Annotated in this window: 21 protein-coding genes; 9 read left to right on the top strand and 12 right to left on the bottom strand. The window is 60.0% G+C overall.

The annotated features are described in order from the left end of the window. Positions 1-84 precede the first annotated feature (84 nt). The 5 genes from MUY37_RS07250 to MUY37_RS07230 all read left to right on the top strand — a co-directional run bounded on the left by MUY37_RS07250 (position 85) and on the right by MUY37_RS07230 (position 4,243). The gene (locus MUY37_RS07250; RefSeq protein ID WP_499195125.1) at positions 85-927 is read left to right on the top strand and encodes a pyrroline-5-carboxylate reductase family protein; all 843 of its coding nucleotides are present in this window, start codon (positions 85-87) and stop codon (positions 925-927) included. Positions 928-971: 44 nt separating this feature from the next. Continuing rightward, a complete protein-coding gene (locus tag MUY37_RS07245; protein WP_499194680.1) occupies positions 972-2,237 on the top strand; it encodes a glutamate-5-semialdehyde dehydrogenase in 1,266 nt (421 codons plus the stop codon). A gap of 240 nt (positions 2,238-2,477) precedes the next feature. Then, entirely contained in the window at positions 2,478-3,464 is a 987-nt protein-coding gene (locus tag MUY37_RS07240; protein ID WP_499194679.1) for a hypothetical protein, read from the top strand. Between the two features lie 132 nt (positions 3,465-3,596). Then, entirely contained in the window at positions 3,597-3,959 is a 363-nt protein-coding gene (locus MUY37_RS07235; protein ID WP_499194678.1) for a type II toxin-antitoxin system RelE/ParE family toxin, read from the top strand. Continuing rightward, a complete protein-coding gene (locus tag MUY37_RS07230) occupies positions 3,956-4,243 on the top strand; it encodes a helix-turn-helix domain-containing protein (protein WP_499194677.1) in 288 nt (95 codons plus the stop codon). The genes MUY37_RS07235 and MUY37_RS07230 overlap by 4 nt, the downstream gene beginning before the upstream one ends. A gap of 196 nt (positions 4,244-4,439) precedes the next feature. Here the strand turns inward: MUY37_RS07230 and MUY37_RS07225 are convergent, their stop codons facing one another. The 4 genes from MUY37_RS07225 to MUY37_RS07210 form a co-directional block, all read right to left on the bottom strand. Continuing rightward, positions 4,440-5,804 carry an anti-phage deoxyguanosine triphosphatase gene (locus MUY37_RS07225; protein ID WP_499194676.1) on the bottom strand — a complete coding sequence of 455 codons (1,365 nt, stop codon included), beginning with the start codon at positions 5,802-5,804 and terminating at the stop codon, positions 4,440-4,442. A 1-nt stretch (position 5,805) separates the two neighbouring features. Next, the gene (locus MUY37_RS07220) at positions 5,806-6,471 is read right to left on the bottom strand and encodes a hypothetical protein (protein ID WP_499194675.1); all 666 of its coding nucleotides are present in this window, start codon (positions 6,469-6,471) and stop codon (positions 5,806-5,808) included. A gap of 463 nt (positions 6,472-6,934) precedes the next feature. After that, entirely contained in the window at positions 6,935-8,770 is a 1,836-nt protein-coding gene (lepA, locus tag MUY37_RS07215) for a translation elongation factor 4 (RefSeq protein ID WP_499194674.1), read from the bottom strand. Between the two features lie 172 nt (positions 8,771-8,942). Beyond that, positions 8,943-11,162 (bottom strand): EAL domain-containing protein, encoded by a 2,220-nt coding sequence (locus MUY37_RS07210; protein ID WP_499194673.1) that lies wholly within the window; start codon positions 11,160-11,162, stop codon positions 8,943-8,945. Between the two features lie 184 nt (positions 11,163-11,346). On the opposite strand from MUY37_RS07210, the gene MUY37_RS07205 reads away from it, so the two are divergent. The 3 genes from MUY37_RS07205 to MUY37_RS07195 all read left to right on the top strand — a co-directional run bounded on the left by MUY37_RS07205 (position 11,347) and on the right by MUY37_RS07195 (position 15,328). After that, positions 11,347-12,657: an FAD-dependent oxidoreductase gene (locus MUY37_RS07205; RefSeq protein WP_499194672.1), complete on the top strand. Its 1,311-nt coding sequence runs from the start codon at positions 11,347-11,349 to the stop codon at positions 12,655-12,657. A 94-nt stretch (positions 12,658-12,751) separates the two neighbouring features. Beyond that, the gene (locus MUY37_RS07200) at positions 12,752-14,440 is read left to right on the top strand and encodes a PHA/PHB synthase family protein (RefSeq protein ID WP_499194671.1); all 1,689 of its coding nucleotides are present in this window, start codon (positions 12,752-12,754) and stop codon (positions 14,438-14,440) included. A 45-nt stretch (positions 14,441-14,485) separates the two neighbouring features. Then, entirely contained in the window at positions 14,486-15,328 is an 843-nt protein-coding gene (locus tag MUY37_RS07195; RefSeq protein ID WP_499194670.1) for an alpha/beta fold hydrolase, read from the top strand. Between the two features lie 261 nt (positions 15,329-15,589). Here MUY37_RS07195 and MUY37_RS07190 read toward each other — a convergent pair whose 3' ends face one another. The 6 genes from MUY37_RS07190 to MUY37_RS07165 form a co-directional block, all read right to left on the bottom strand. Beyond that, complete coding sequence (locus MUY37_RS07190) at positions 15,590-17,698, bottom strand: TonB-dependent receptor (protein ID WP_499194669.1); 2,109 nt, start codon at positions 17,696-17,698, stop codon at positions 15,590-15,592. 492 nt (positions 17,699-18,190) lie between these two features. Further along, the gene (locus MUY37_RS07185; protein ID WP_499194668.1) at positions 18,191-19,261 is read right to left on the bottom strand and encodes a DUF2855 family protein; all 1,071 of its coding nucleotides are present in this window, start codon (positions 19,259-19,261) and stop codon (positions 18,191-18,193) included. Positions 19,262-19,317: 56 nt separating this feature from the next. Further along, positions 19,318-20,442, bottom strand: a complete 1,125-nt coding sequence (gene dnaN / locus MUY37_RS07180) for a DNA polymerase III subunit beta (RefSeq protein ID WP_499194667.1) — start codon at positions 20,440-20,442, stop codon at positions 19,318-19,320. A gap of 317 nt (positions 20,443-20,759) precedes the next feature. Next, on the bottom strand, positions 20,760-21,512 hold the full coding sequence (gene fabG, locus MUY37_RS07175) for a 3-oxoacyl-[acyl-carrier-protein] reductase (protein WP_499194666.1): 753 nt from the start codon (positions 21,510-21,512) through the stop codon (positions 20,760-20,762). Continuing rightward, positions 21,512-22,450 carry an ACP S-malonyltransferase gene (gene fabD, locus MUY37_RS07170; protein WP_499194665.1) on the bottom strand — a complete coding sequence of 313 codons (939 nt, stop codon included), beginning with the start codon at positions 22,448-22,450 and terminating at the stop codon, positions 21,512-21,514. The genes fabG and fabD overlap by 1 nt, the downstream gene beginning before the upstream one ends. Before the next feature lie 24 nt (positions 22,451-22,474). Next, complete coding sequence (locus tag MUY37_RS07165; RefSeq protein ID WP_499194664.1) at positions 22,475-23,299, bottom strand: LD-carboxypeptidase; 825 nt, start codon at positions 23,297-23,299, stop codon at positions 22,475-22,477. 54 nt (positions 23,300-23,353) lie between these two features. On the opposite strand from MUY37_RS07165, the gene MUY37_RS07160 reads away from it, so the two are divergent. After that, positions 23,354-24,781 (top strand): glutamate ligase domain-containing protein, encoded by a 1,428-nt coding sequence (locus MUY37_RS07160; RefSeq protein WP_499194663.1) that lies wholly within the window; start codon positions 23,354-23,356, stop codon positions 24,779-24,781. On the opposite strand, the gene MUY37_RS07155 is transcribed toward MUY37_RS07160, so the two are convergent. Together MUY37_RS07155 and MUY37_RS07150 are read right to left on the bottom strand one after the other, a co-directional pair. Further along, positions 24,778-25,422 (bottom strand): glutathione S-transferase family protein, encoded by a 645-nt coding sequence (locus MUY37_RS07155; protein WP_499194662.1) that lies wholly within the window; start codon positions 25,420-25,422, stop codon positions 24,778-24,780. The two genes, MUY37_RS07160 and MUY37_RS07155, sit on opposite strands and share 4 nt — an antisense overlap. Continuing rightward, positions 25,409-26,359 carry a DUF808 domain-containing protein gene (locus MUY37_RS07150; protein ID WP_499194661.1) on the bottom strand — a complete coding sequence of 317 codons (951 nt, stop codon included), beginning with the start codon at positions 26,357-26,359 and terminating at the stop codon, positions 25,409-25,411. The genes MUY37_RS07155 and MUY37_RS07150 overlap by 14 nt, the downstream gene beginning before the upstream one ends. Between the last annotated feature and the right edge of the window lie 15 nt (positions 26,360-26,374).

The raw sequence follows: 26,374 nt of genomic DNA, 5'->3' as shown, positions 1-26,374 counted from the left end.
AGAAATTCAAGAATATCGATACATACAGAAGTGTCATGTAATGGATATAGTCAAGCGCTAGTATTATAACGATCGCTTAATTCTATTAAAATACGGACAAGAACCAATAAGAGCTCACACGCTCGGAAACGGAATTTAGTTATTATCAAAACTATTTGCATTGTCGGCTGCGGAAAAATGGGCTCCGCGTTATTGTCGCAATGGGCACAAGGTCCCGAGGCGATCACGGTCGTCGATCCTGCCGGGAGCGATGTCCCCGAGGACGTGGCGCTGATTGCCGACCGCGCCGAAATCGCCGATCGGAAATTCGATCTCATCGTCGCGGCGGTGAAACCGCAACTGATCGACGATATCCTTGCCGATTATGCCGGCATGCTCGCGCCGGGGGGGTATGTCCTGTCGATCGCGGCGGGCTATTCGGCTGCCCGTCTGTCGCACCTGATGGGCGATGCGCCGGTCATCCGCACCATGCCCAATCTGCCCGCCGCCATCGGGCGGGGCGTCAGCGGCATCTGCGCCGGCCCCCACGCCGGTGACGGACATATCGCCCATGCGCAGGACTTCATGGGGCGCGCCGGAACGACCGTGACCGTCGACAGCGAAGACAAGCTCGACCGGGTGACCGCAGTGGCCGGATCGGGTCCGGGCTATGTCTTCGAGATCGCCCGTGCCTATACCGAGGCCGCCATGGCGCAGGGATTCGACGAGGAGGAGGCCCGCGCAATGGTGCTCGGCACAATCGGCGGCGCGATTGCCATGGCCAGCGAACCGGGCGCGCCGAGCCTTGAGGAACTGCGCAATTCGGTCACCAGCAAGGGCGGCACGACCGCCGCCGGGCTGAATGCGCTCAATGGCGATGGTGGCCTGTCTACCCGCCTGCATGATACGTTGCAGGCAGCCTATGACCGGGCGGTCGAGCTGCGCTGACACTCCGCCCCTCCCGCCCCCGAACGAACAGAACGAGAGAGAATATGACCGACCAGACACTCGACCCGCAAATTCACATTCACGATCTCGGCCAGCGCGCTCGCAAGGCCGCGCGCGGGCTGCTGTCCGCCGGTACCGAAGCGAAGAACACCGCGCTGCGCGAAGCCGCCAAGGCGCTGCGCAGCCGAATCGGCGAACTGCTCGAAGCTAATGAACAGGACGTGGAGAGTGTCGAGGGGAAGAAGCCCGAAAGCTTCATCGACCGCCTGCGCCTGACCGAGGACCGGATCGAGGGCATGGCGGGTGCGCTGGAAGAAATCGCCGAGCTGCCCGATCCCGTCGGCCGCCAGCTTGCCAGTTTCGAGCGGCCCAACGGTCTGACTATCGAGCGCGTTGCCGTGCCCATCGGCGTGATCGGCATGATCTACGAATCGCGCCCCAATGTCGGCGCCGATGCCAGCGCACTGTGCCTGAAAAGCGGCAATGCGGTGATCCTGCGCGGTGGCAGCGAAAGCCGCCATTCGACCCGCGTGATCGTCGAATGCATGCGCGCCGGGCTCGATGCCGCAGGGTTGCCCGAAGATGCCGTGCAGACCGTCCAGACCACCGACCGCGATGCCGTCGCCGCCTTGCTCAAGGCCGATGAATTCGTCGATCTGGTCATCCCGCGCGGCGGGCGCGGCCTCGTCGAACTGGTGCGCGACCAGGCAAGTGTCCCCACGCTCCTCCACCTCGACGGCAATTGTCACAGCTATGTTCACGCGGCCGCCGATCTCGACAAGGCGGTCAAGGTGATCCGCAATGCCAAGCTGCGCCGCACCGGCGTGTGCGGGGCGACCGAAAGCGTGGTGGTCGACCGCGCCGTGGCCCACGCCTTCATCCCCAAATTCGCCGACGCCATGGCGGGCGATTGCGAACTGCGCGGCGATACCGATGCCGTCGCGATCGACGCCCGGCTCAAGCCCGCGAGCGAAGAGGACTGGCACACCGAATATCTCGACCCCATTGCCAGCGTGAAAGTGGTCGGCGGGCTCGAGGAAGCCATCGCCTGGGTCGAGGAACATTCCAGCCACCACACCGATGCCATCCTCACCGAGGACGACGATGCCGCGCGCCGGTTCATGACCGCGATCGACAGCGCCATCGTGATGCACAATGCCAGCACCCAGTTCGCCGATGGCGGGGAATTCGGCATGGGCGCCGAAATCGGCATCGCCACGGGCAAGATGCACGCCCGCGGGCCCGTCGGCCTCGAACAATTGTGCAGCTTCAAATATCTCGTCCACGGCGACGGGCAGACGCGGGATTAGTTTGCTTTTCGCAGCCACCTCCGTGGCTGCGTCCTCGCTAGACGTGCAGCAAGCTGCACCCGCTACGGGCGGGCGGTCGCCCTTGCGACCCTGCGGGCCGTAGGACCAAGCCAACCGCCAAACTTTCCTACTCGCGCCTTTTTTGCTCCACGCTAGGGGATGGACGAAAAGAGAAAGCATCCGACCGCAGGGAGGCAAGCGCGACCGCGCGCCCGCAGCGGAATCGAAGCGACAGCGAAGATGGCCGAAGGCCACCCGCCCGAAGGGCGTGAGAGCGAGGATATCGCGCCTGCGGAGGCGGGTGCGCAAGACACGGACTCGCGCACCTCACCCCCTTCCACCCTCCCCAGCTTCACCCCGGTCCCCCGGCAGGTCGACCGCAGCAATGGGTGGAAGCAGCATGTCCAGCGTGCCTTTATCGAGGCGCTGGCCGATACCGGCAGCGTCGCCGCCGCCTGCCGCAGGGTGCGCCGCTCCACCCATGGCGCCTACCATCTGCGCCGCCAGCCGGGCGCTGAGGAATTCGCCGCCGCGTGGGAGGCCGCGGTCGATCTCGGCATGCGACGGATCGAGGACACCGCGATGGACCGCGCGCTGAACGGGGTGGAGGTGCCGGTCTACTCCTACGGGAAGCTCGTCGGCACGCGCACCGTCCACAATGATCGCCTGCTGATGTTTATGCTGCGAAACCGCGCGCCCGAGCGCTTCGCCGAAGGCCGCCCCAAGGGCATGAACGCGCTCGACAAAATGGAGCTCGCGCGGCTGAAAAAGCAGTGGCGCAAGGAATGGGAGAAGGAATGGGGCGCCAAGCAGCTCGGGCAGGAAAGCATCACCATCGCCTCGATCAACGCCAAGATCGACAAGATGCGGGAGAAATCGGACAAGCTCGCCAGCCCCGAAGTCCTCGCCGCGCGCGAGGCCTATGACGCGGCGGTGGCCCGTGACCGCGAGGAGGATTACAGCCCCTGGCACGATCCCCGCCACGAACTCTACAACCCCGCCCTCACCAGCCGCGGCGCGCGCATCCCGGTGTCGGACGATGCGCAAACCGATACCGCCAAAGGCGCCCCCTTCCCCCTCTACGACACGCAGGAGGAAGCCGACGCCGCAGGCATGGTCTTCAACGGAGCAATGCTACCGCCGCCCGAGGAAGAGGCGGAGAACGAGGAGCCCGCCCCACCGGGCACCCCGCGCTTGCGGTCGATCAGGGATGATGGGTGGGATTGAGCGAAGGCGCCTAGCGCCAGAGCTTGCGAAGCAAACGACAAGCTAGAAGCCGGTGCGCAGCAAGCGCATCGCGACACGGCGCGTGACGGCCCGTCACGGCGCTGACGTCATGATTCATTGACACATACGTCAATGGATTATATATATCTCGCAATGTCGCAGCTTCAGACCGTCGTCGAATTGCCTGAGTTTCTGCGCCGCGCCAAGGCCATCATGTCCGAGGATGAACGGATTGGCATAGTGAACTACCTGGCTGCCAACCCGGAAGTCGGCGTTTCGCTAGGTGGAGGATTGCGGAAGGCGCGGATCGCGCGAGATGGCGGCGGAAAAAGTGGAGGCTATCGAACGCTGCATGTTTTCGGTGGACGGCACATGCCGCTGTTCCTGCTGACAGTGTTCGCGAAGAACGAGAAAGACAATCTGACCCCGGCGGAAAAAGCCGAGCTGGTCACATTGAGCAAGGCGCTGATTGCGCGATACGGAGACAAACCATGAGCGCTTATGAAAGCATCAAGCAGGGCCTAACCGAAGCCCTCGCCTTCGCCGAAAGCAAGGACACCGGCGCACGAGTCCATCAGGTCCAGGTGCCGCAGGTCGATGTCGTGGCCATCCGCGCGAAAACTGGCCTGTCACAGGCAGAATTCGCCCGTAGCATCGGTGTGGCAAAGGGGACCTTGCTTAATTGGGAACATGGACGGCGCCAGCCGAGCGGCCCGGCGCAGGTGTTGCTGGCCATGATCGCAAAGCGGCCGAGCTTGGTTGGAGAGGTGCTTCAGTAAGGCAGTTGTCGTTCAATTTGCCAGCAGGCAACCTCTTTGAGTTGGGAATCTTGACCGGCTCGCGATAGACGATCCAATCGCCGACCATTTGTTGTGCGCGGCTGAGATAGCTCTTCGGAAACTGGTAATGCACCTCGGGGATGTCGTCGTAGATCGACCCATCCTTGTGCATGAAAACGCCGAAGGTCATTTTTGATCAAAGCTTGTCAAATACGGAACCAACTCTGGGTGCGAACAGCCGTTCGTAAGTACGGAGTAAATACGTATCAGTCATTCCAGCTACATAGTCGCAAATATCCCTAAGCGGATCGCCGCTCTCAATAAATTTCGCGTATATGTCCTTAGGCAGAAAGCTCTTGGGATCAGATTTAAGTACTTCAAAAACAGCGATAACCATCATCTGACCTTTGAATTCTAGATGCTGAACGCTCGGGTTAAAAATGACTTCCTCTCGGATAAATTCTTTCACCGCCTCGACAAAGCGAGCAACTGGTTCCGGTAGTTTGGCACGGTATCGTAAGCGCGGTTCAGCAAATTCTGTCAATTCATCAATCTCAACGCTCGTAATCACAAAGTTCAATATCCGATTGATTTGATGCTTCCGCTCAGAACCATCCCCGAAGATTCGCTTAACCCAACCGCCGTAGACATCGTTGCCATACTGCCCAGCATAATTGCTGTTTAAATAATCGAGCAGTCCCTCGCACTTTTCCGGCGAAACGTGCCGACGGAAACCAGACTGACTAACGAGACTAAGGGCTAAGGCATCCTCCATGTCATGGATGCCGAAACTAATATCATCGGCTAAGTCCATTATGCTGCAAGCAAACGACTTGTGCCGAGCCTTGGCATGTTTGCCCTGCTTCAAATCGAACTGTTGGAATTGTTTCCTGTCGGTCTCAGACAGAGGTTCTAGCAACCAATCAACGACGTCAGCCTCGCTGTCCAAATAGCACTTTGGAGGCTTTGAGACCTCGCGATCAAGCAGTGGGGTGCCACTAGTGTCAGGCAGCATGTCTGGGATAATCTTGGGATTTACGGCTGCACTGTAAGCAACAGGATACTTCAAAACGCCTAGCAGCGCTTCTCGGGAAAGGTCGGCGCCATCAGAATCCGAAAATTTTTCCAATTTGGCTAGAATCCGTAGAGTTTGTCCATTCCCCTCGAAACCTCCATTTTCCCGCATGCAATAATTTAGGGCCACCTCTCCGCCATGGCCAAAGGGGGGATGTCCAAGATCGTGGGTGGATGCAATGGCCTGCAGCATGCTGCGGTCTGGTACAAATTGCGTGGCCTCATCGTTTGGAAAATTCTTGCGGATTTGAGCGCCCAAACCGCCAGCAATTTGGGCAACTTCTAGCGAATGAGTCAGTCTCGTGCGGTAAAAATCACTATCACCTAGATTCAGGATTTGAGTTTTACCTTGGAGGCGACGGAACGAACCCGAATGGATCACTCGCGCGTAGTCCACATCACCCGGCGTGCGTGCATCTTCAGGGTGTTTTGTCCACCCTGAACGCCTACAAGACCAAAAATCTTCCAAGTGGCGATCCCCTTCCATTCTAGTCATATTCCTTCCGAAGCTTATCGCGCTCTTCAATCAAACGAGCATATCTAGCTATAAACTCAAACTCCTCATCTCCGCCTAAAGGATTGCGATCTAATGAGAAGACGTTTCCTCGAATAATATCTAAAATGCGTAGCTCGTTCACCGGAACTGTAGGAAAGGCTCGTGAAAGCAACCAAAGACCAAGGCGTGCAGATTCGTGGTTTAATGCCGGCTCAGGAGCAAAATACGAATAGACAATGTGCTCATCATCATTCGCGTCCACGACTGTTAGAATATTATCAACTTTAACGGTAGCGTCCAAATTCGGAAATTTGATACGGGCTTTTAGTTTGCGACCAGGCTTAAAAGGCATGTTAGTCCAACGCCGTTTTTCTTCCCACCATCGAAGGAAACCATCGCGAAGCTGCGGATAGAGGTTGGCCCTTCGAGCATTCGCATTGACCCGCGCAGCAGTGAGATATCGAAGATCAGCACCTCCGAAAACATGCGCTTTGGCATCCGCCCAAAAGGGGCTGTAGAAATCGCCACCACCTCCGACTTCTCCAGTCTCACGGCGGATATCTTCGCGAATATCTGCTCGCAGAGCAGATTGCCGCATTTTCTGCTCCAGAAAAAGTATCTTCAGAAGCTTACGTAAGTGAATGTTTTCCAATGCCATAGCGGTATCTCATTTGTCTCGACGAGACGCCGCTGTGGATAAGGCTGTAGATAGCCATGTTCGTAGCTCCTCTCGCTCAATAGAGCGGTCGCTTGACGGGCCATGTGCACCGAGAACATAGTCACGATGTTTCCACAGCGGAAACGGCCTCCACCGCGACCGCTCAGGTTTTGGTGGTTGAAGGGGAGGTCGGGCTCCACCCCGACCTCCCAATTCTAGTCAGCCATCCATAATTGAATCCAAAGCGACCCACAGGCAAGTGCCTCTGAGTCGCAATCCACAGACGTATTAGGGGCAAATTTACCTTCGTTTACCGCCCCAATTATTTGGGTCGGTAAGAACGTCGCCTACTCCTCCCCCATCCGCAGCGCCGCAATAAACGGCTCCTGCGGAATGCTCACGTTCCTCCCCGCCTTTGCGGGGACAGGCCGCCCTACGGGCGCTCCCGCATCCCAGAATGAGGTCACTCTTCACCCATCCGCAGCGCGGCGATGAAGGCTTCCTGCGGGATCGAGACGTTGCCGTATTCCCTCATTCTGGCCTTGCCCTTCTTCTGCTTCTCCAGCAGCTTCTTCTTCCGCGTAATGTCGCCGCCGTAGCATTTGGCGGTCACGTCTTTGCGCAGGGCGGCGATGGTTTCGCGGGCGATGATCTTGCCGCCGATCGCGGCCTGGATCGGGATCTTGAACAGGTGGCGCGGGATGAGGTCTTTCAGGCGCTCGCACATGCCGCGGCCGCGCTCTTCGGCCACGGAGCGGTGGACGATCAGCGATAGCGCGTCGACCGGCTCGTTGTTGACGAGGATGTTCATCTTCACGAGGTCGCCTTCGCGCAGGCCGATCTGCTCGTAATCGAAGCTGGCATAGCCGCGGCTGATGCTCTTCAACCGGTCGTAGAAGTCGAACACAACCTCGTTCAGCGGCAGCTCGTAGCTCACCTGCGCGCGGCCGCCGACATAGGTGAGGTCGGTCTGGATGCCGCGGCGGTCCTGGCACAGCTTGAGGATGGCGCCGAGATATTCGTCGGGCGTGTAGATCACCGCCTTGATCCACGGCTCCTCGATCGTCTCGATGCGGTTGACGTCGGGCCAGTCGGCGGGGTTGTGGATCTCGATCGTCTTGGCCTCTTCATTCTTCGAATGGCCGAGGTGGACGCGGTAGACCACGGACGGGGCCGTGGTGATGAGGTCGAGGTCGTATTCGCGGGAGAGGCGTTCCTGGATGATCTCCAGGTGCAGCAGGCCGAGGAAGCCGGCGCGGAAGCCGAAGCCCAGCGCGGCGGAGCTTTCCATCTCGTAGCTGAAGCTCGCATCGTTGAGGCGCAGCTTGCCGATGCTTTCGCGCAGCTTCTCGAAGTCCGCCGCGTCGACCGGGAAGAGGCCGCAGAAAACCACGGGCTGGACTTCCTTGTAGCCCGCCAGCGCCTTCTCCGCCCCACCCTTCACCGTGGTGATGGTGTCGCCGACGCGGGCCTGTTCGACTTCCTTGATCTGCGCGGTGATGAAGCCGATTTCGCCCGGGCCGAGTTCGGGCAGGTCGGTGCGCTTGGGGGTGAAGCAGCCGACGCGGTCGATCAGGTGCTGCGTGCCCCCTTGCATGAACTTGACGTTGAGGCCCTTCTTGATGACCCCGTCCATCACGCGCACGAGGATGACGACGCCGAGATAGGGGTCGTACCATGAGTCGACGAGCATGGCCTTCAATGGCGCGTCGCGGTCGCCCTTGGGGGGCGGGATGCGCTTGACGAGGGCTTCCAGGGTTTCCTCGATGCCGATGCCGGATTTTGCGGATGTGAGGACGGCGCCGCCTTCCTCCCACGGACCGGTGGCCTCGATGCCGACGATTTCCTCGATTTCTTCCGCGACGCGCTCGGGCTCGGCGGCGGGGAGGTCGATCTTGTTGATGACGGGGACGATCTCGTGGTCGTGCTCGATCGACTGGTAGACATTGGCGAGCGTCTGGGCTTCGACGCCCTGCGCGGCGTCCACCACCAGCAGCGCGCCTTCGCAGGCGGCGAGGCTGCGGGAGACCTCATAGGCGAAGTCGACATGGCCGGGCGTGTCCATGAGGTTGAGCTCATAGGTCTCGCCATCGCGCGCAGTGTAGTCGAGGCGCACGGTCTGCGCCTTGATGGTGATGCCGCGTTCCTTCTCGATGTCCATGTTATCAAGGACTTGCTCGGACATCTCGCGGTCGGTCAGCCCACCGCAGTGCTGGATCAGCCGGTCGGCCAGCGTGGACTTACCATGGTCGATATGCGCGATAATGGAAAAATTGCGGATCTTGGAAAGGTCAGTCATTGCGAGCGCCCTTTAGCTGCACTCAAACCGCCTGTCAGCTAGCAAAGCGCGCCAGGCCTTTCGCGCACTGTTCGTCCACAAACCGATCGCGCCGCTGCATCGTCAGAGTCGACCGGGTCCCTGCCACCCTTGCCGGGATGGTCGGCCTCAACCTGGCGTGCCGGATTAGCAATCAGTAGCCCGTGCCAGGCTTGGGATTGCCCACCTCGACCTCTACGAATTTCTTCCGAGCCCCGGAATTCAGGCGCTCGGACATTATCAGCGCATAGGGATCGTGCGGAAGAGCCGCGAGCGGGCGTCCCGCGGCTTCGATCTGATAGGGGGAGACCCGGTGACGCGTGCACAGGCCGTCGGCACCGTCGCTAATCAGCGATGTTTCGAACTCCACGCCCTGAACCGACCCCTTCGAACGACGCACCGTGGCAACGACAAGCTGGCCGCCGCCAAGGTCCAGCACAACTTCGGTACCCAGGGGCACTTCGAGCAGCCCTTCGATCATCGCGCCGGTCTTCGACAGGTTGCGCATCACCACCTTGTAGCGGCTGTCCTCGTGGATCAGGCCGATACGGCGGAACACCGTCTTGCGGTCGGCGCGGTATTTCGCTGGCCCGCGCGGCTCGTATGTCGGTTCGCTCCGCTGGAGGTCCTCGACGAACTCGTCGTTAGGCATTGGCCGGGAGAAAATATATCCCTGGACCAGGGTCGCACCGCGTTCGGTAACGAGATCCAGTTCGTCCTTTGCTTCGACTCCTTTGGCCACCGTTTCCATATCTAGAGCATCGGCAAGACCCACGATGGCGCTCAGGATCGCGGCGTTGTTATTCCCATCTTCGGTTGCCCCGCGAACGAAGCTCTGGTCGATCTTGATCTTGTCGAAGGGGGCCGTCCGCAAGTAGCTGAGAGAGCTGTAGCCCGTTCCGAAATCGTCCAACGCCAGCTTGACCCCGATTTCTTTCAGTTCCCCGAAAATACGCTGTGTGCGCCCCATGTCGCCGAGAAACACGCTTTCGGTGATCTCGAGCTCGAGGCGTTCAGGGTCGAGTCCGCTCTGGGACAGCGCGGCCTGCACCACCTGCGGAAAGTCGTCATGTGCGAATTGCACAGCCGAAATATTGATCGCGACCGGCAGATCCAGCGGCCATGCTTTGGCTTGATGGCAAACCTCGTTGAGCGCCCATTCGCCCATTTTCCTGATGATCCCGATTTCCTCGGCCACCGGGATGAAGACGCTGGGAGAGATCGGCCCACGATCCGGATGATCCCAGCGCATGAACGCTTCACAACCTTTGACCCTGTGCGCCTGAGTGCAGACAAGTGGCTGGTAATGCATCGAAATCTGGCCGACTTCGATCGCATCGCGCAGATCGTCTTCGATCTGTCGGCGATGCTTGGCCCCGTCTTGGAGATCGCTCGAATAGAAGCGGTATTGTCCCCTGCCCCCACCCTTTGCAGTATAAAGGGCGAGATCCGCCGCCTTGACCAGCTCCTCAGTATCCAGACCGTCATACGGCGCGACGGCAACTCCAATCGACGTGCCGATGATCGCGCGGGCGCCATTGATCGAATAGGGCTGCGAAATCATCTGGATCAGGCGTTGCCCCAGCTCACCCAGCGCACCGCGATCATCGATATCGGGGAGCACGATCTGGAATTCATCGCCCCCCAGACGCCCGATTTCGCCTTTATCGCCAACGATGCGGCCGAGGCGTCCGGCAACCTGCTTGAGCAGTTCGTCGCCGGTCGGGTGACCCAGCGTATCGTTGATCTGCTGGAATCGGTCCAGGTCGAGCATCATCAGCGCGCAGGTGCGCTTGGAATTGCGATAGGCCTTGAGAATCGAAGTCAATCGCTCGGTCATGCGGTGGCGGTTGGCCAGGCCTGTCAGCGAATCGTACTGTGCCAACCGCTCGGCATCCTGCTGGCTTTCGCGGATCGTCGTGACATCCTTTGCGCTGCCACGATATCCGGTAAAGCGCTGCTTTTCGTCGAACTGCGGCTTACCCGCGATTTCCCACCAGACATCCTGGCCTTCCACCGCCAGACGCACATTGAGCTGACTGATGGAATGGCGGGCACTGAGTAAGAAGGCGAGCGAACGCCCTGCCGTTTCGGACGCATCTAACGGTTCAGGAATAAACAGTTCGCCAAGCGGCTTGCCGATCGCTTCCCCATGCGTCCAGCCCAGCGCGTGTGCGGCGTTTTCTGAAAGATAGATCAGCCGTCCCTTGGCGTCGGTGGCCCAGAACCAGCCCAGCCCGGCGGCCTCGAAACTATCGAGCAGCTCGACCCGGCGGGCTGCGTCGGAAGCGTCGATGGGACGCAGCGGTTCATTCCCCGAGGTCCCGTCATCTTCCGCAATTGCCCGCGCGGATCGCGAGAAGAACCCAGCCATTCCTATCGAGCTCCCAATGGCCTTACCTGACTCTCATGCCCTACGCCCTTCAACGGTTTACCGGGGTAAGGACAATTCCTTGCCAAAGGGATAACCATGATCACAAAGTGTCTTCCGCGCGGCACGGTCGCTTGCCAGGGGGGCGGCAGATGTGCATGGATCGTCTGTCTTGTGGGAGAGAGACATGCGGCACATCGCGATCGTAGGCTCTGGTCCGGCGGGCTATTACACGGCGGAAGCGGCGGTTAAGAAATGGGGCGAGGATGCCCTTATCGATGTCTACGACAAGCTGCCGGTGCCTTTCGGCCTGATCCGCACTGGCGTGGCTCCCGATCACCAATCGATCAAGGCGGTTTCACGACGCTACGAGAAGACCGCGATTGGCGATACGGTCCGCTTTGCGGGCAATGTCACGGTGGGCGAAGACATCACTGTGGAAGAGCTAACCTCGCTCTACGATGCGGTCGTGCTTGCCACCGGCGCGCCCAGAGATCGGCAGCTCGACATCGATGGAGCGGGAAGCCGCAACGTCATTGGCAGCGCGGCCTTCGTCGGGTGGTACAATGGTCATCCCGAATTCGCGCGGCTCGACCCCGATCTTTCGGGCAAGCATGCAGTGGTCGTGGGCATGGGGAATGTCGCACTCGATGTAGCGCGCATCCTGTCCAAATCGCAACACGAATTCGCCGGTTCCGACATTGTTGCGCACGCGCTCGAAGCCCTGTGCGAGAGCAATATCGAGACGATTTCCATACTCGGCCGCCGCGGACCGCACCAGATCATGATGACGCCGAAGGAACTGGGCGAACTCCTGCATCTCGACCGAGCAAGCCCGCATGTCGATGGTGCCGACCTACCCCCAATAGAAGATGATGCGTTTCTGGAACCCGGTATGCGCAAGTCGGTCACGCTCCTGCGCGATTTCGCCGCCATCCCCGAGAACATCCATGGTGAGAAACCCATCGCCATAGAGTTCGATTTCTTCGCCAATCCGAAAGCGATCGTGAGCGAAGGCGGAAAGGTAGTCGGCGTCGAAGTCGAACGGACGAAGGTCGAAGCCGGACGCCCGGTCGGAACGGGCGAAACCTATCGTGTTCCGGCCGATCTGGTCGTTACTTGCATCGGCTACCGGACTTCTCCGCTCAAGGGGGTCCCTTTCGACGAGCGCGCGGGTTGCTTCGCCAATGACGAAGGGCGCATTCTGCCAGGCCTGTATTGCGTGGGCTGGGCCAAGCGCGGCCCGAGCGGCACGATCGGTACCAATCGCCCCGATGGCTATGCGGTCATCGATATCATCGACCAGGACATCGGTGGGGGATCGCGCAAGCGCGGCCGCGAAGGCTTTGACGAACTGGCGCAAACGCGAGGTCTGGAAATCGTCACCTTCCGGGACTGGCAGAAGATCGAAGAGGCCGAGATCGCTGCCGCGCGCAAAGGGGCACCGAGAGAGAAGTTCGTCGATATCGACAGCATGATTGCCGCTCGTGGCGCATAAGCCCCGCCAACATCTGGAACGGCCGCGCCGCGCGAACCGTTCTAAGGCTCGCACCAGAAAAGAAGCAACGTGAATACCGGGGAGATCGTTTAATATGGCCAGACTCGAAGACGAAGCTGCACAACATACCAGCGCCCTCGGCCCCCTGGTGGGGTTGACGCGAGAGGATATCTTCGGCGCGATCGCGGTCATGTTGCGCGAAACGGCTTCCGACCCGCAACGCGTCATGAAGCACAGTCAGGCGATGGGCGAGGACATGATCAAGATCATGACCGGCCAGAGCGATCTGGCGCCTCACCCCAAGGATAAGCGGTTCCAAGACCCGGCTTGGCAATACAACCCCTTCATGCGTGCGGGCATGCAGTACTATCTGGCCGTCCAGAAGGGAGCCTCGCACTGGCTGGAGGACCTCGAGCTAGACGAGCTCGAGAAGGACCGAGCGCGCTTCATCTCGAACATTGTCATTGACGGGCTGGCCCCCACAAATACGTTGGTCGGCAATCCCAGCGCGCAGAAGATGGCGATCACCAGTGGCGGTTTAAGCCTGATCAAGGGGCTGAAGAACGCCTATGACGATATGGTCAACAATAAGGGCATGGTCAGCCAGGTCGACAAGAAGCCCTTCAAACTGGGCGAGAATATTGCGACCTCGAAAGGCTCGGTGGTCCTGCGCACCGAGATGATGGAGCTGATCCAGTATGCTCCGACTACCGACGAGGTCTACGAGATCCCGCAACTGACCATCCCGCCGCAGATCAACAAGATGTACATCAACGATCTCTCGCCCGAAAAGTCGGTGGTGAAATATCAGCTCGATAACGGCATCCAGACCTTCGTCATCAGCTGGAAGAATCCAAGCAAAGAGCAGGGCGTGTGGGACATGGCCGATTATGTCCGTTCCTGCCGCGAGGCGATGGAGGCGGTGAGCAAGATCACCGGCAGCAAGAAGGTCAATGTCTCGGCCGGTTGTTCGGGCGGTCAGACAGCTTCGATGCTGGCGAGCAAGATGGCTTCGGACGAGGACGATCTGCTCGGCGCGCTGACGCTGATGGTCTGCGTGCTTCATCCAAAGCAGAACGATATTGAGGCGGGCTCGCTGATCAGCGAGAACGGTCTGGCCCTGGCCAAGCGCCGTGCGGCGAAAAAGGGCGTCATCAAGGGCGACGACCTCGCGCGGGGTTTCGCCTGGCTGCGACCGAACGATCTCATCTGGAACTACGTCATCAACAATTACCTGCTCGGCCAGGACCCACCGGCTTTCGACGTGCTGTTCTGGAACGCGGATGCGACCAACCTTTCAGCCAGTTTGATGGGCGATTTTCTGACAATCTTCGAAACGCTTGCCTTCACCAAGAAGGGCGAGGTCGAGATGGTCGATCACAAGATCGATCTCTCCAAAGTGACCAGCGACCTGTTCGTCCTCGGCGGGGTGACCGACCATATTACGCCGTGGAAGGCCACCTATCGGTCGACCCGGTTGTTCGGATCGAAAGATGTGACCTATGTCCTATCGCATTCGGGCCATATGCAGGCGATCCTCAACCCGCCGGGCAATCCGAAAGCAAAGTATTATGTCCACAAGGACGGCCAGACCACGCTGCCGAAAACGGCCGACGAATGGCTGAACGGTGCTGAGGAAGTAGGCGGGAGCTGGTGGCCATACTGGATGGAATGGCTCCAGGCGCGAGCCGGCGAAAAGAAGAAAGCCCCCGCAAAGCTGGGGAACAAAAACTATACCCCGCTGGACCCGGCTCCCGGTCTCTACGTTATGGAACCTTGCTAACCCTCTTACGAAGGAACCCGTGTGACGGCATCGAAAGACGAACCCATGACTGCAACCATCGAGATGATGGAGGCGGGCGGGCGGACGCTAAGGGTCGCGCACTGGCGGCTGGGCGAAGCATCCGAGCACCCACCGATCCTGTTCTTCAACGGCATCGGCGCGAATATCGAAGCGGTTGCCCCGCTTGCCGAAATGCTCGCCGAACGCCCTTTCGTGATGTTCGATATGCCGGGAACGGGCGAAAGTCCCGATCCGACCTTGCCCTACAACCCCTTCACCATGAGCTGGACCGCAAATCTGATCCTCGATCAGTTGGGACTCGGGGAAGTCGATGTGATGGGCGTGTCCTGGGGCGGTGCAATGGCGCAGCATTTTGCCCTGCAGTATCCAAAGCGAACCCGGCGGCTGGTGTTGGTGGCAACGACACCAGGCATGCTGATGGTGCCGGGGAACCCGGCAGCGCTCACCAAGATGGCGAACCCGCGCCGTTATATCGATCCCAAATTCATGAACGAACACTTCCAGACGCTTTACGGCGGAGTCGATCCCGACGGGCAGGCGCATCAGAAAGATAGCCATATCGGGCGCCTCAAACCGCCATCCCCGCGCGGCTATTTCTATCAATTGCTCGCCATGATCGGCTGGACCAGCCTTCCTGCCCTTCCCTTCATGAGCAAGGAGGTGCTCGTCATGATGGGTGACGACGATCAGATCGTTCCCCTCATCAACGGACGGATTCTCGCTTCGGCCATCCGAAACGCCCAGCTCGAAGTGATCGAGGGTGGCGGGCACTTGTTCCTGCTGACCCACGCGGATGAAAGCGTCGCCAGATTGCGGACCTTCCTCGATGCCCCGGCCACCGAAGCGGAGCTTGCCCGGGCCGCCTGAGCGGTTTTCCAATAGGCACGCGAGCCCTATTAGATAGGATCCTCATCTACATCTTCGCGCGCTATTTGATGCGCAACATCATCGGGGTGGCCCGGCCAACTAGCGCCTTTTCGCCGCACTCCAATTGATCACACAAGCTGTGGGAAAGGCGAGGGGGTATCCTACCCACTCGCCTCTCGAGCACTTCAACAAGACGGTTATTGTCTTACCCCGATCACGACGCGGCTCTGTGATCGAGATCGTCCGACTTATTCTTAGAGATCAAAAGAAGTGCCTCAGCTCGACGCCATATTGGCGTGGCTCTCCATACACCGTCAGTGGCAGGTCGGGGTTGGATACTCCCGTCGCGTCGGTGCCAAATGTCTTGTAAGTGGCATAGCGTTCGTCTGTTAAATTCCGTCCGTAGAGCGCAACTTCCCACTGCCCTCCTGACGGCTCCCAGGATATCCGCCCATTCACCAGCGTAGTTGGGGAACTCGCATAGCGTGGATCATTGCTCGGCTTGAAATAGGCCGTGCCTCGCCGCGCGACGTCTCCACGTAGGGTGAGGAACCCTGCAGAACCGAGCGGCGCTCGATATTCAGCACCGAATGTCGCATTCCATTTCGGAGCATTCGGTAAACGGTTGCCCTCCAGACTCACTTGATCGTCGAAGTAGACATCATAGCGGGCATCGAGCCAGGAAATCGTAGAAGTGAGCGAAAGGTTTCTGGTGGGCTTCGCTTGAAATTCCGCTTCTACACCCTTGATCGTCGCTCTGCCTGCATTGGTCGTACTCGCAACGCCATTAATGTACTGGACAACCTGCAAGTTCGAATAATCGTAATAGAATGACGAGAAATTGGCTTGAAGTTTCCGATCGAACAGAGTCGTTTTCAGACCAACTTCGTAGCTCCAAAGATATTCAGGAAGAAATGGTTTCGCATCACCTAATTGAAAACCTCCCGACTTGAATCCGCGAGTTGCGGAGGCATAGGCCAGGATGTCCTCGCTCAAATCCAGCTCCAGACCAAATTTTGGCGTCCATGCCGACCAAGATGCCGTAGGAGAGCCGCTATCCACCTCTTCATCGTTTGAGAGGATGCGATATCCAAAGTCCTTCTTCTCATAGCTGTATCGCAAACCCGTCGTAAGACGCAGGTTATCCGTAAATTCATAGCTCGCTTGACCAAACAGTGCGAAAGCATCGGTTGTATTCGATTCCGGTATCGCCAGCGCGCGGTTGGGCTCCAATATCTGTATCTCGTCCTCGCCGTCTTCCCTGAGGTAGAAGGCACCCAATATCCAGGTCAGACGGGAAGGCCTGGTGCTCAAGATCTGAAATTCTTGAGTGAAAGACTTTGATGACTCAGCGAACTCGATATTCCGCAGAAAGATATCCGTCGCATCTACGTCGAGTACCTGGTCAACATCGCTCGATCGGAATGCAGTAATGGACTTTAATTCTACAGAACCGGCATCAAATCGGATAGTGGAGGACACACCCCATGCGTCGATATCATAGCGGGGAACTGCGTCCAGAGCTATTTCATTGCGTTGAGCCGGAACGGTTGCGCCTGCGGCAACGAGTGATGCCGGGTAGGTCTCCCGAATGGCGGGATAGCCCGTCTCGCGATCACGGCTTACGTCAGCGCGTAGCACTATTTCGAGCCTATCGGTTGCGTCAACCGCCAGGGTAAATCGTCCCGCGAAATTGTTCTCGTCTTGATAGCGACGATCGGAATTTGGATCGCGATAAATCCCGTTCCTATCGTTTTTCACCAAAGTCAGCCGGGCCTTGGCGCCGTCGGAAACAGCCCCCGATACGGTGCCACTGAACTTTCGTTTTCCTAGATTTCCGAGGGTTACACCGACAGTTCCAGTAAGCTCATCAGTGGGCATTTTGGAAATGATGTTTAGCGTCCCCCCGGCGGAGTTGCGACCGAACAACACACCCTGCGGTCCGCGCAAAACTTCGACCCGCTCGACATCGAACATATCTTGATAACTTGTCGTCGGGCGCGAAATGTACACGCCATCATAGTGGACCGTTGTACTCGGGTCTGTAGCAACCCCAAATGCCGACGTGCCGATGCCGCGGATGTTTATTATGGCCATCGAATCGTTTGTAACGGTCAGCCCCGGCACGAAGAATTGCAGGTCTTCAACGTTCGAAATACCGTTAGCGGTGAGCGTTTCACCACTCATCGCAGTGATTGCTATTGGAACTTTCTGAAGATCCTTCTCCCTTTTTTCGGCGGTCACGACGATCACGTTAAGGCCTTCTGCGGACGTGCTCTCCTGGCCCAAAGCTGGAGTTCCAACCAGCATTGCGAAGCTGGCAGAACTTGCCAGTAGACCGCCGCGATAAGGTTTCGCGCTAAATCTCATTTCTCACTCCCTGTGCGTATAGCGCCGCCGATTGCGGCGCGATCGTTGGCCGGTGGCCTCTCGCCCGGAGCCAACAAGCTCCTTACCGACATCACGCTCTACGCAGGGGGGATGCTCACCCCTCGGTTTTGTTCGAATCCATCGTGTCTTCCGGCAGTCAGAGAACGAGGAGGTGGAGTTCCAACCCGTTCGCGAGTCCGCACGCGCATCGCCGAACGAGGTACTATCAGCGACGGAGCTGAACAGGCTTACCTACTCGTCGATCCTGTCTCGAAAGGCTTCGACACCTTAAGGGTACGCAGGAGTTAAACGGACGGATTGCCGCCACCGGCCGGATAGGATGTCGCATGGCTGCGCCTGGTGGATGAGCCGCTTTCCAAGAGGCTAGATGGCAAGGGAACCGCCATTCGGCCACCGTGCTGCATTCCGTTTGATACCCCTGCCTCACCTGCAATACACGACATTTCGTTGACCAAACAGCGCGGTCGCCGTTTAGGGCTCAATCACAATGCCCCTGGCGGGATCGACTTCGCCACCGACCATTTGGACGAAGGCATCCTGCGCTGCCGCGAGACCCGCCTGGCGCTCGATCTTCACTCTGTCCCCCACATCGGCGAGGAAAGCGCGCCAGCTTTGGGCGATCTGCCGCCACGCTTCTTCGGGGCCGACAGTCTTGAACAGCGCCACTGCATGGTCGGGCGCGAAGAACAGTGTCGGGGTCGGGTCGGGAATCCCATCGAGCCCCTCGCCTCGCTCCTCGATATGCGTAACACCGACAAGGCAAGAATATTTCAGGACCGAGACGAGATGCTGGTGAATGGCGCGGAGGAGCGAAGCATTGCCGGCGAAATCGACCGATACGCTAGGCTCGGCGACAATGCCGTCCACCGTGTCATAGGAGAGCACCTGGTCATAAAGCCCGCTTTCTTCGACGAAACGGACATTGCCTGCCGAGGTCAGCCCGATACGTTTCACATCCGGCGAACGATGCCTGACGACGCTCGCCAGCGCCATGGCGGTCTTGGACGAAGCGCTGGTGAGGATGAGCTGGGTCGCACCGAACCAATGCTCGGAACGCAGGAAATATTCGATCAGGAAACCGGTCTTGAACAGAGGGCCGAAGATCATACGCTCGCCTTCGCGCGCGGGATCGTGCTCGGGATCGGCCGCCAGGCGCGAATACTGGTTGTAGATCGGGCTCATCGGCTGGCGATGTTCAGTCATATCGGTGAACCCGCCGGCCGTCACCTTGCCCGGCACCACATCGAGATGGCTAGCCATTGGCAGATAGCCATAGATCCGCTCGCCCACGGCTATATCGGGATGATTGCTCTCGATCACGCGGGCATGCCCCCACATGGGCACGATACCTTTGCCGTCGGGCGCCGGGAAGAAATTCCAGTACCCGAAACCGTCGCCGACCGCCGCATAGGTCACGTTGTTCGCCGTGACCGAAAAGCTCTCTACGTCGAGCCGGACGGCATTTCCCGCCAGCGCGCCCTGCTCGCACTCGACGAGTTCGGCTTCGCCGATGCTATCCTTACGGACATGTACCTGCTGCATTCGCATCTCCTCTTCGAAAGAGGACGCTAGCGTCAGCGGTCGATCAATGCGAGCGCTTACACCCGCATCGGCATCAGGACGTAAAGCGCGGGCGAATTCTCATCCTTGCGGATCAGCGTCGGAGCGCCAGCATCGGCCAGGTGTATCTCGACATTGTCACTATCGATCTGCCCGAGGATGTCCTTCAGATAGGCCGCGTTGAAGCCGATCTCGAACCCGTCTGCCCCATATTCGGCGGGGACCTCTTCGGTCGCGGTGCCATTATCGGGCGAAGTGACCGTGAGCGTTACCTTGTCCTTGTCGAGCCCCATCTTGACCGCACGGGTCTTTTCGGTGGCGATGGTCGCCACACGGTCGACACCCTCATGGAAGCTCTTCGGATCGAGCCTCAAAAGCTTGTCGTTACCCGTTGGGATCACTCGCGAATAGTCGGGGAACGTACCGTCGATAAGCTTGCTGGTGAGCACCACGCCACCTTCGCCGCCGAGAGTGAAACGGATCTTGCTGGCCGACAGGTCGATCTGAACGTTTCCGTCCATCGCTTCTTCGAGCAGCTTGCGCAATTCGGCCACGGCTTTGCGCGGGACGATCACGTCGGGCATGCCTTCGGCGCCCTCTGGACGCGGCAGGGTGAAGCGCGCAAGCCGGTGACCATCGGTTGCTGCGGCCTTCAATACCGGCTCGGCCTCGTCCGAAACATGCAAGAAGATACCATTGAGATAGTATCGCGTCTCCTCCGTCGAAATCGCGAAGCGTGTGCGATCGATCAATTCGGCCAGCGTCCTGGCGGGCAGTTCGAAACTGGTTGGCAGATCGCCTTCCACGATCACGGGGAAGTCGTCGCGGGGCAGCGTGGGCAGTGAGAAACGGCTTCGCCCCGCCTTTACCGCCATCCGGTTTTCGGCCGCCTCCAGGCTCACCTGCGACCCTTCGGGCAGCTTGCGCGCGATGTCGAACAGCAAGTGTGCCGAAACCGTAATCGAACCCGCGCTGTCGACACTGGCATCCATATGCTCGACCACCTGCAAATCGAGGTCCGTCGCCATGACCTTGAGCGAATTGTCGCCCTCGGCCTCGATCAGCACGTTGGAAAGGATGGGAATCGTGTTGCGGCGTTCTACGACCGACTGCACGTGGCTGAGACAACGCAGCAGCGTCGCGCGTTCGATGGTGGCCTTCATGGTCCTACTTTCGTCCCTTTTGGGCACCGAGAGGGCCGGAATCGCCCCACCAGCGCCGGAATACGGACAGTCACCCTAGCGGGGGTTGCATCGGGGGCAAGACCGCACGCCGCGCTGGGCGGATTCCTTGGGGAAAAGTATGGAGGTTTTTGTCGGGTGGGATGAGAACATCCGTCCCGACCTTGCAGTTCGGTCCCGCTCTCCCTCTCGACCACGCACTGAGGATATTCGCGTGGCCGTCGGGAGGGGGGAGCGGGACGGAACTGCCGAGGGAAGCGCGGAGGCGCTTCACGCACGAGACAAAGAGCCCTCTTCCCCTACCCGATCATCGCCATGCCGCCATTCACATGTAGCGTCTGGCCCGTGACATAGGCCGCTTCGTCGCTGGCGAGGTAGGTCACCGCTGCACCGATTTCCTCGCCCTCGCCCATACGGCCCATCGGAATGCGTCCATTGATTGCGGCCTTCTGGTCGTCGGTCAGCGCATCGGTCATCGCGGTGCGGATGAAACCGGGGGCGACGCAGTTGACGGTGATGTTGCGGCTGGCAAGCTCCTGCGCGAGACTTTTCGACATCGCGGTGAGGCCGCCCTTGGCGGCAGTGTAGTTCATCTGGCCGGGATTGCCCGTATGGCCGACAATGCTGGTGATCGAGATGATCCGCCCGCCCTTGGCCTTCATCATCGGCCGCGCGCTGGCACGCATCAGGCGAAAGCTCGCCTCGAGGTTGATGCGGATGACGTCGTCCCACTCCTCGTCCTTCATCCGCATGGCAAGGTTGTCGCGCGTGATACCCGCATTGTTGACGAGGATATCCATGCGCCCGAGCGTGTCGACTGTCGCCGGGATCAGTTCCTCAACCTGCTTCGTATTCGACAGGTCGCAGGTAATTTCGACGTGATCGTGGCCGAACTCGTCGTTGAGCTGCTCGCGAAAGGCGCGCAGTTTGGCAGCGTTCGAGCCCGATAGCGCGAGCCGCGCGCCCTGCCTGGCGAGCGCATAGGCGATGGAGGAACCGATCCCGCCGCTGGCACCGGTGACGAGGGCGGTCTTCCCTTCAAGGCTGAACATCACACGTTCTCCTTCGCGAAATTCTCGAGATCTTCCATGGTGACGAGGCTGACGGTGGTCGCCTCTTTGTCGATACGCCCGACCATCGGGCCAAGCACCTTGCCGCCCAGTTCGACGAAGCGTTCAATGCCCGCCTCGCGCATGGCGAGCACGCTTTCACGCCAGCGCACACGTCCGGTTACCTGTTCGACCAACAGGCGCTGTTCTTCAGCCGGATCGGTCACGCGCTCGGCGGTGACATTGGCGAACAGCGATACAACAAACGCCTGAGGCGGCGTTTCGCCCAACGCATTCTTCATGCGCAGCGCAGCAGGCCCCATGAGCGAACAATGGAAAGGCGCCGAGACGGGAAGCTTTATGCCACGCTTGATCCCATGGTCCTTCGCCATTTCGATGGCGCGGTCGATCGCTTCGGCATGGCCGGAAATGACCACCTGCGTCGGATCGTTATCGTTGGCGATTTCACATACCTGATCTTGCGCCGCCGCTTCGGCGAGCGCGGTCGCCTTGTCGATATCGGCGCCCAGCAGGGCAGCCATCGCCCCAACGCCGATCGGCACCGCATCCTGCATGGCGATACCGCGCAGGCGCAGCAGCTTGGCAGTATCGGTCAGCGAAAAAGCGCCGGCGGCGCACAGCGCGCTGTATTCCCCGAGCGAATGGCCCGCAACGCAATCGGCCTGGTCGGCCAGGGCGACACCGAATTCCTTTTCAAGCACGCGCGCCGTGGCGACAGAATTGGCCATGATCGCAGGCTGCGCATTGGCCGTCATTGTCAGTTCGCTTTCCGGCCCGTCCTTCATCAGCGCCGAGAGATTCTGTTTGAGCGCCTCGTCGACCTCTTCGAAAACTTCGCGAGCATATGCGCTGGCTTCGGCGAGATCGGCGCCCATGCCGACCTTCTGGCTGCCTTGTCCGGGGAAGATGAATGCAGTCATTATTCTCTCCTTGCGGAGCCGCGCCTAGGCGCGTGCCGCGCGCGCCTCAAGCCCGAAGGGGACAATCTTGTTGGCAGCATCGTGCCCGATATCGGCCCGCCCCAGATAGGGAATGCCGCTACGCGCGCACCAATCCCGCACGATGGCGACTTCGTCTTTGCCGAAGGGCCGGTCGTTTTCCGGCACTTCGCTGATCCGCCCGAGCCTCAATCCGGCTATACTCCGGAGGTGTTGAGTGAGGTGAAAGAACAGGCGGTCGATAGCATAAAGGTGCTCGGCTACTTCTTCGACCATGACCACGTGGCCGGAAAGATCCGGAGCCAAGTCGGTGCCGACCAGCATGGCGAGCGTAGTCAGGTTGAAAGCCGCGGCGGGACGCCCATCGAGACCGGGTTCGAGTCCGTTATCCTTGCCCTTCAACCAGTCGAGCGCGCGCGCGATCGCTTCCGCTCCACCCTCGCGCCGGATGTCGCCCGCCAGCGGCCCATGCGCCACACGCCCGATCCCGTGCCGATAGAGCGCGCCGAGCAGGAACCCTGTGTCCGAATAGCCGAGATAGGATTTGGCCCGCGCGGCTCCGTTCATCTGCGCCACCGCCTGCGCGGCGATCCGGTTCGAACCATAGCCGCCCATGGCAAACCATACCGCATCGAAACCGGGATCATTGGCACACTCCAGCAGCGCCGCCAGGCGTACCTCGTCGCTACCGGCGAAATGCCCTTCTTCCAGGAAACACTGCTCATGGAAGTGAAGCGAGACATCGCCGCGTCGCGCCACAAGAGCTTTCAGCGCATCGGACCGTTCGCGCTTCAGCGGTTTTCCGGGGGCACAGATCGCAATTTTGACCATCTGCGCCTGCTAGCGCGCTTGTATCGCGCGACACAACTCAATAGCTGCACCGCCATGAGCGATATGCCCACTCCAGATGAATTGTTCGCCCGCCCGTTTTTCTTTTGCGGCATCGGCGGATCGGGAATGCTGCCGCTGGCGCAGATATTGAAAGGCCGTGGCTGCACGGTCGAAGGGTCGGACCGCAGCCGCGATCAGGGCCGCACGCCTGAGAAATTCGGGGCGCTGGAACGGCAGGGCTTCACGCTCCACCCCCAAGACGGCAGCGGCATCGTTTCGGGCGAGCAGATCCTAGTCGCGAGCGCCGCGGTCGAGGACACCGTGCCCGAAGTGCAGCGTGCGAAGGAGCGCGATTGCTTACGGCTCAGCCGCGCCGAACTGAACTCGATCCTGTTCAACACCAGCGGCGCGGGGCTTGCCGTCGCGGGCACCAGTGGCAAGTCCACCGTTACCGGCATGCTGGGCTGGATTTTGCACGCTTGCGGCCGCGAACCGACGATCATGAACGGCGCGGTGATGAAGAACTTCGTCTCGCCCGAGCGCCCCTATGCGAGCGCCGTGGTCGGCGGGCAGAGCCTTTACGTCAGCGAAGTCGACGAAAGTGATGGGTCGATCGCGCTCTATCGCCCCGCCGTCGGTATCCTTCTCAACGTCAGCCTCGACCACAAGAGCATGGAGGAACTGCGTCACCTGTTCGGCGACTACCTTGCCCGCAGCCGGATCGGCGTGATCAATGCGGACGATCCCGAGGCGCTCGCGCTGCTCCCGCATGCGAAGGAAGTCATCACCTTCGGCATCGAGCAGGAGAAGGCGCAGATCGGTATCGTGCCGGGATCGATCGCGGAAGGACCGATGCGGCAGGCGGCGCTCGTGATCGATCGGCACGACGGCAGCGAACACGCTCTCACGCTCAACCTGCCAGGACGACACAATTTGTCGAACGCGCTGGCCGCCATTGCGGGTGCGGCTGCGGCCGGTATCCCGGTAGAAAAGGCAGTCGAGGCGCTGGCCGGGTTCGAAGGTCTGGCGCGGCGTTTCGACGTGGTCGGCACCAGTGTCTCAGCCATCACGGTGATCGACGATTTCGGGCATAATCCGGAAAAGTGCGCGGCGACCCTGCGCACGCTGAAGGCCCACCCCGGCCGCGTGCTCGCCTTCTTCCAGCCGCATGGCTACGGGCCGCTGCGCCAGATGGGCGACGAGCTAGCCCGTACCTTTGCCGACGAGCTTTCCGACGGCGACCGCGTCATCCTGTGCGATCCAGTCTATTACGGTGGCACCGTAGATCGCAGCGAAGGCAGCGAGCGGATCGTCCGGCTGATCGAGGATACTGGCGGGCATGCGGAATACATCCCGAGCCGCAAGTCGGTGGGCGACCGCCTAGCCACCATAGCGCGCCCCGGCGATCGCATCGTCATCATGGGCGCGCGCGATGACACGCTAAGTACCTTCGCTCGGGATCTGTTCGGCAGGCTCGCCTAAATCGCGGCGGGACCTGCAGCCTCGCGGTCGACCGCGCGCCTGTAACCCTCGCGCGAAACCAGCCGATCGCGATAATCCTTGAGCGACTGCGGCACGCCCTCGTCGAGCCCGACCTTGCCCGCCAGGATCAGCGCGTAGCCGCAGCATATATCTGCAACGGTGAAGCGGCCTCCACACAGGTAGTCGCGATCTACGAGCCGCCGTTCGAGCTTGACCAGACGTTTCCAGAACCATTTGGCATAGGCCTCGCCCGCCTCGCTCCAGCCCTTTTCCTTCTCGAACAAAGCGAACCGCATGAACACCGTCTGCGGGAAGGTGATCGTCGCATCGGCATGATAGGTGAAATCGAGGTAGGCCGGGAAGTCCGCCTCTGCCGGGTCGACCACCAGCGACAGGTTGCGCCCCAGTGTCGCGAGATAATGGGCGATCGCGCAGCTTTCGGTCATCGAGACCTCGCCCAGGACGAGCATCGGGACCGTACCGAGCGGATTTAGCTCTAGGTAATCTGGCGCCTGATAGCGCGGCGGAAACGGCAGCAGCCTGAGGTCTATGTCCGTGCCAGCCTCCTCCGCCGCCCAGGTCGCACGCAATCCGCGCGAACCGGCGCAAGTGTAGAGGATCGGTCGGTCAGTGTTCGCCATGCGTGTTGCCGACCTTGAGAACCTTGTGCAGCAGGATCGCGATCACGAAGCCTAGGCCAAGGCCGACCAGCGCCGAGAAGGCAGCATAGGCCAGCCATCCAAGAAAGCCCGACATGGCGCCTGTGGCAGCCTTCACCGCATATTCGGCGCCATGGGCGATGTCGTAGAGAAGGTCGAAGCCCAGTTCGTGCGTACCGTGCAGGATAATTCCGCCGCCGACCCACAACATGGCGATCGTGCCGATGAACGACAGGAAGGTCAGGAGGTAAGGCACCGAATTGACGAGAAAATTTCCGAATGCCTGCGCGGTAGCAGAAGCCTTCTCGCGCAGATGCAGGCCAATATCGTCCAGCTTCACAATGAGGGCGACCGCCCCATAGACCGCGAAAGTCACGCCAATACCGACGACCGCCAGCACGCCGGCTCGAACGATGAAGTCTTCCGAGGCGACCTCGTTAAGGGTGATCGCCATGATTTCGGCGGACAGGATGAGATCGGTGCGGATCGCGCCTGCTATGCGCTGTTTCTCGAAGGCTACGGGATCGTCGATCGCGTCGTCCACCGTTTTGCCGTGCTTCTGGCCACCCAGCTTTTCCATCACCTTTTCGGCGCCCTCGTAAGAAAGATAGCCCCCACCGAGCATCAGGATGAAAATGATCGCGCTAGGGAGCAGCCAACTGAGCAGCAAAGCACCCGGAAGCAGGATGAGAAGCTTGTTCTTGAGGCTGCCCTTGGTGATGTTCCAGATAATCGGCAGTTCGCGCGCCGGGGACAGGCCGGTGACATAGCTGGGCGTGACCGCGGCATCATCGATCACCACACCCGCCGTTTTCGAACCGGCCTTGCTGGCGGCTACGGAAATGTCGTCCACCGATGCCGCCGCCGCACGGGCAATGATCGAGACGTCGTCGAGCAGGGCTACTAGTCCACCGGGCAATAGAGGCACTCCTTC

Source organism: Qipengyuania sp. ABI-127-1, assembly GCA_022953095.1.
In the GTDB taxonomy this organism is placed as follows: Bacteria; Pseudomonadota; Alphaproteobacteria; order Sphingomonadales; family Sphingomonadaceae; genus Qipengyuania.
The sequence above is the reverse complement of the archived record's forward strand: the minus strand, read 5'-3'. Positions and strand labels throughout refer to the sequence as shown.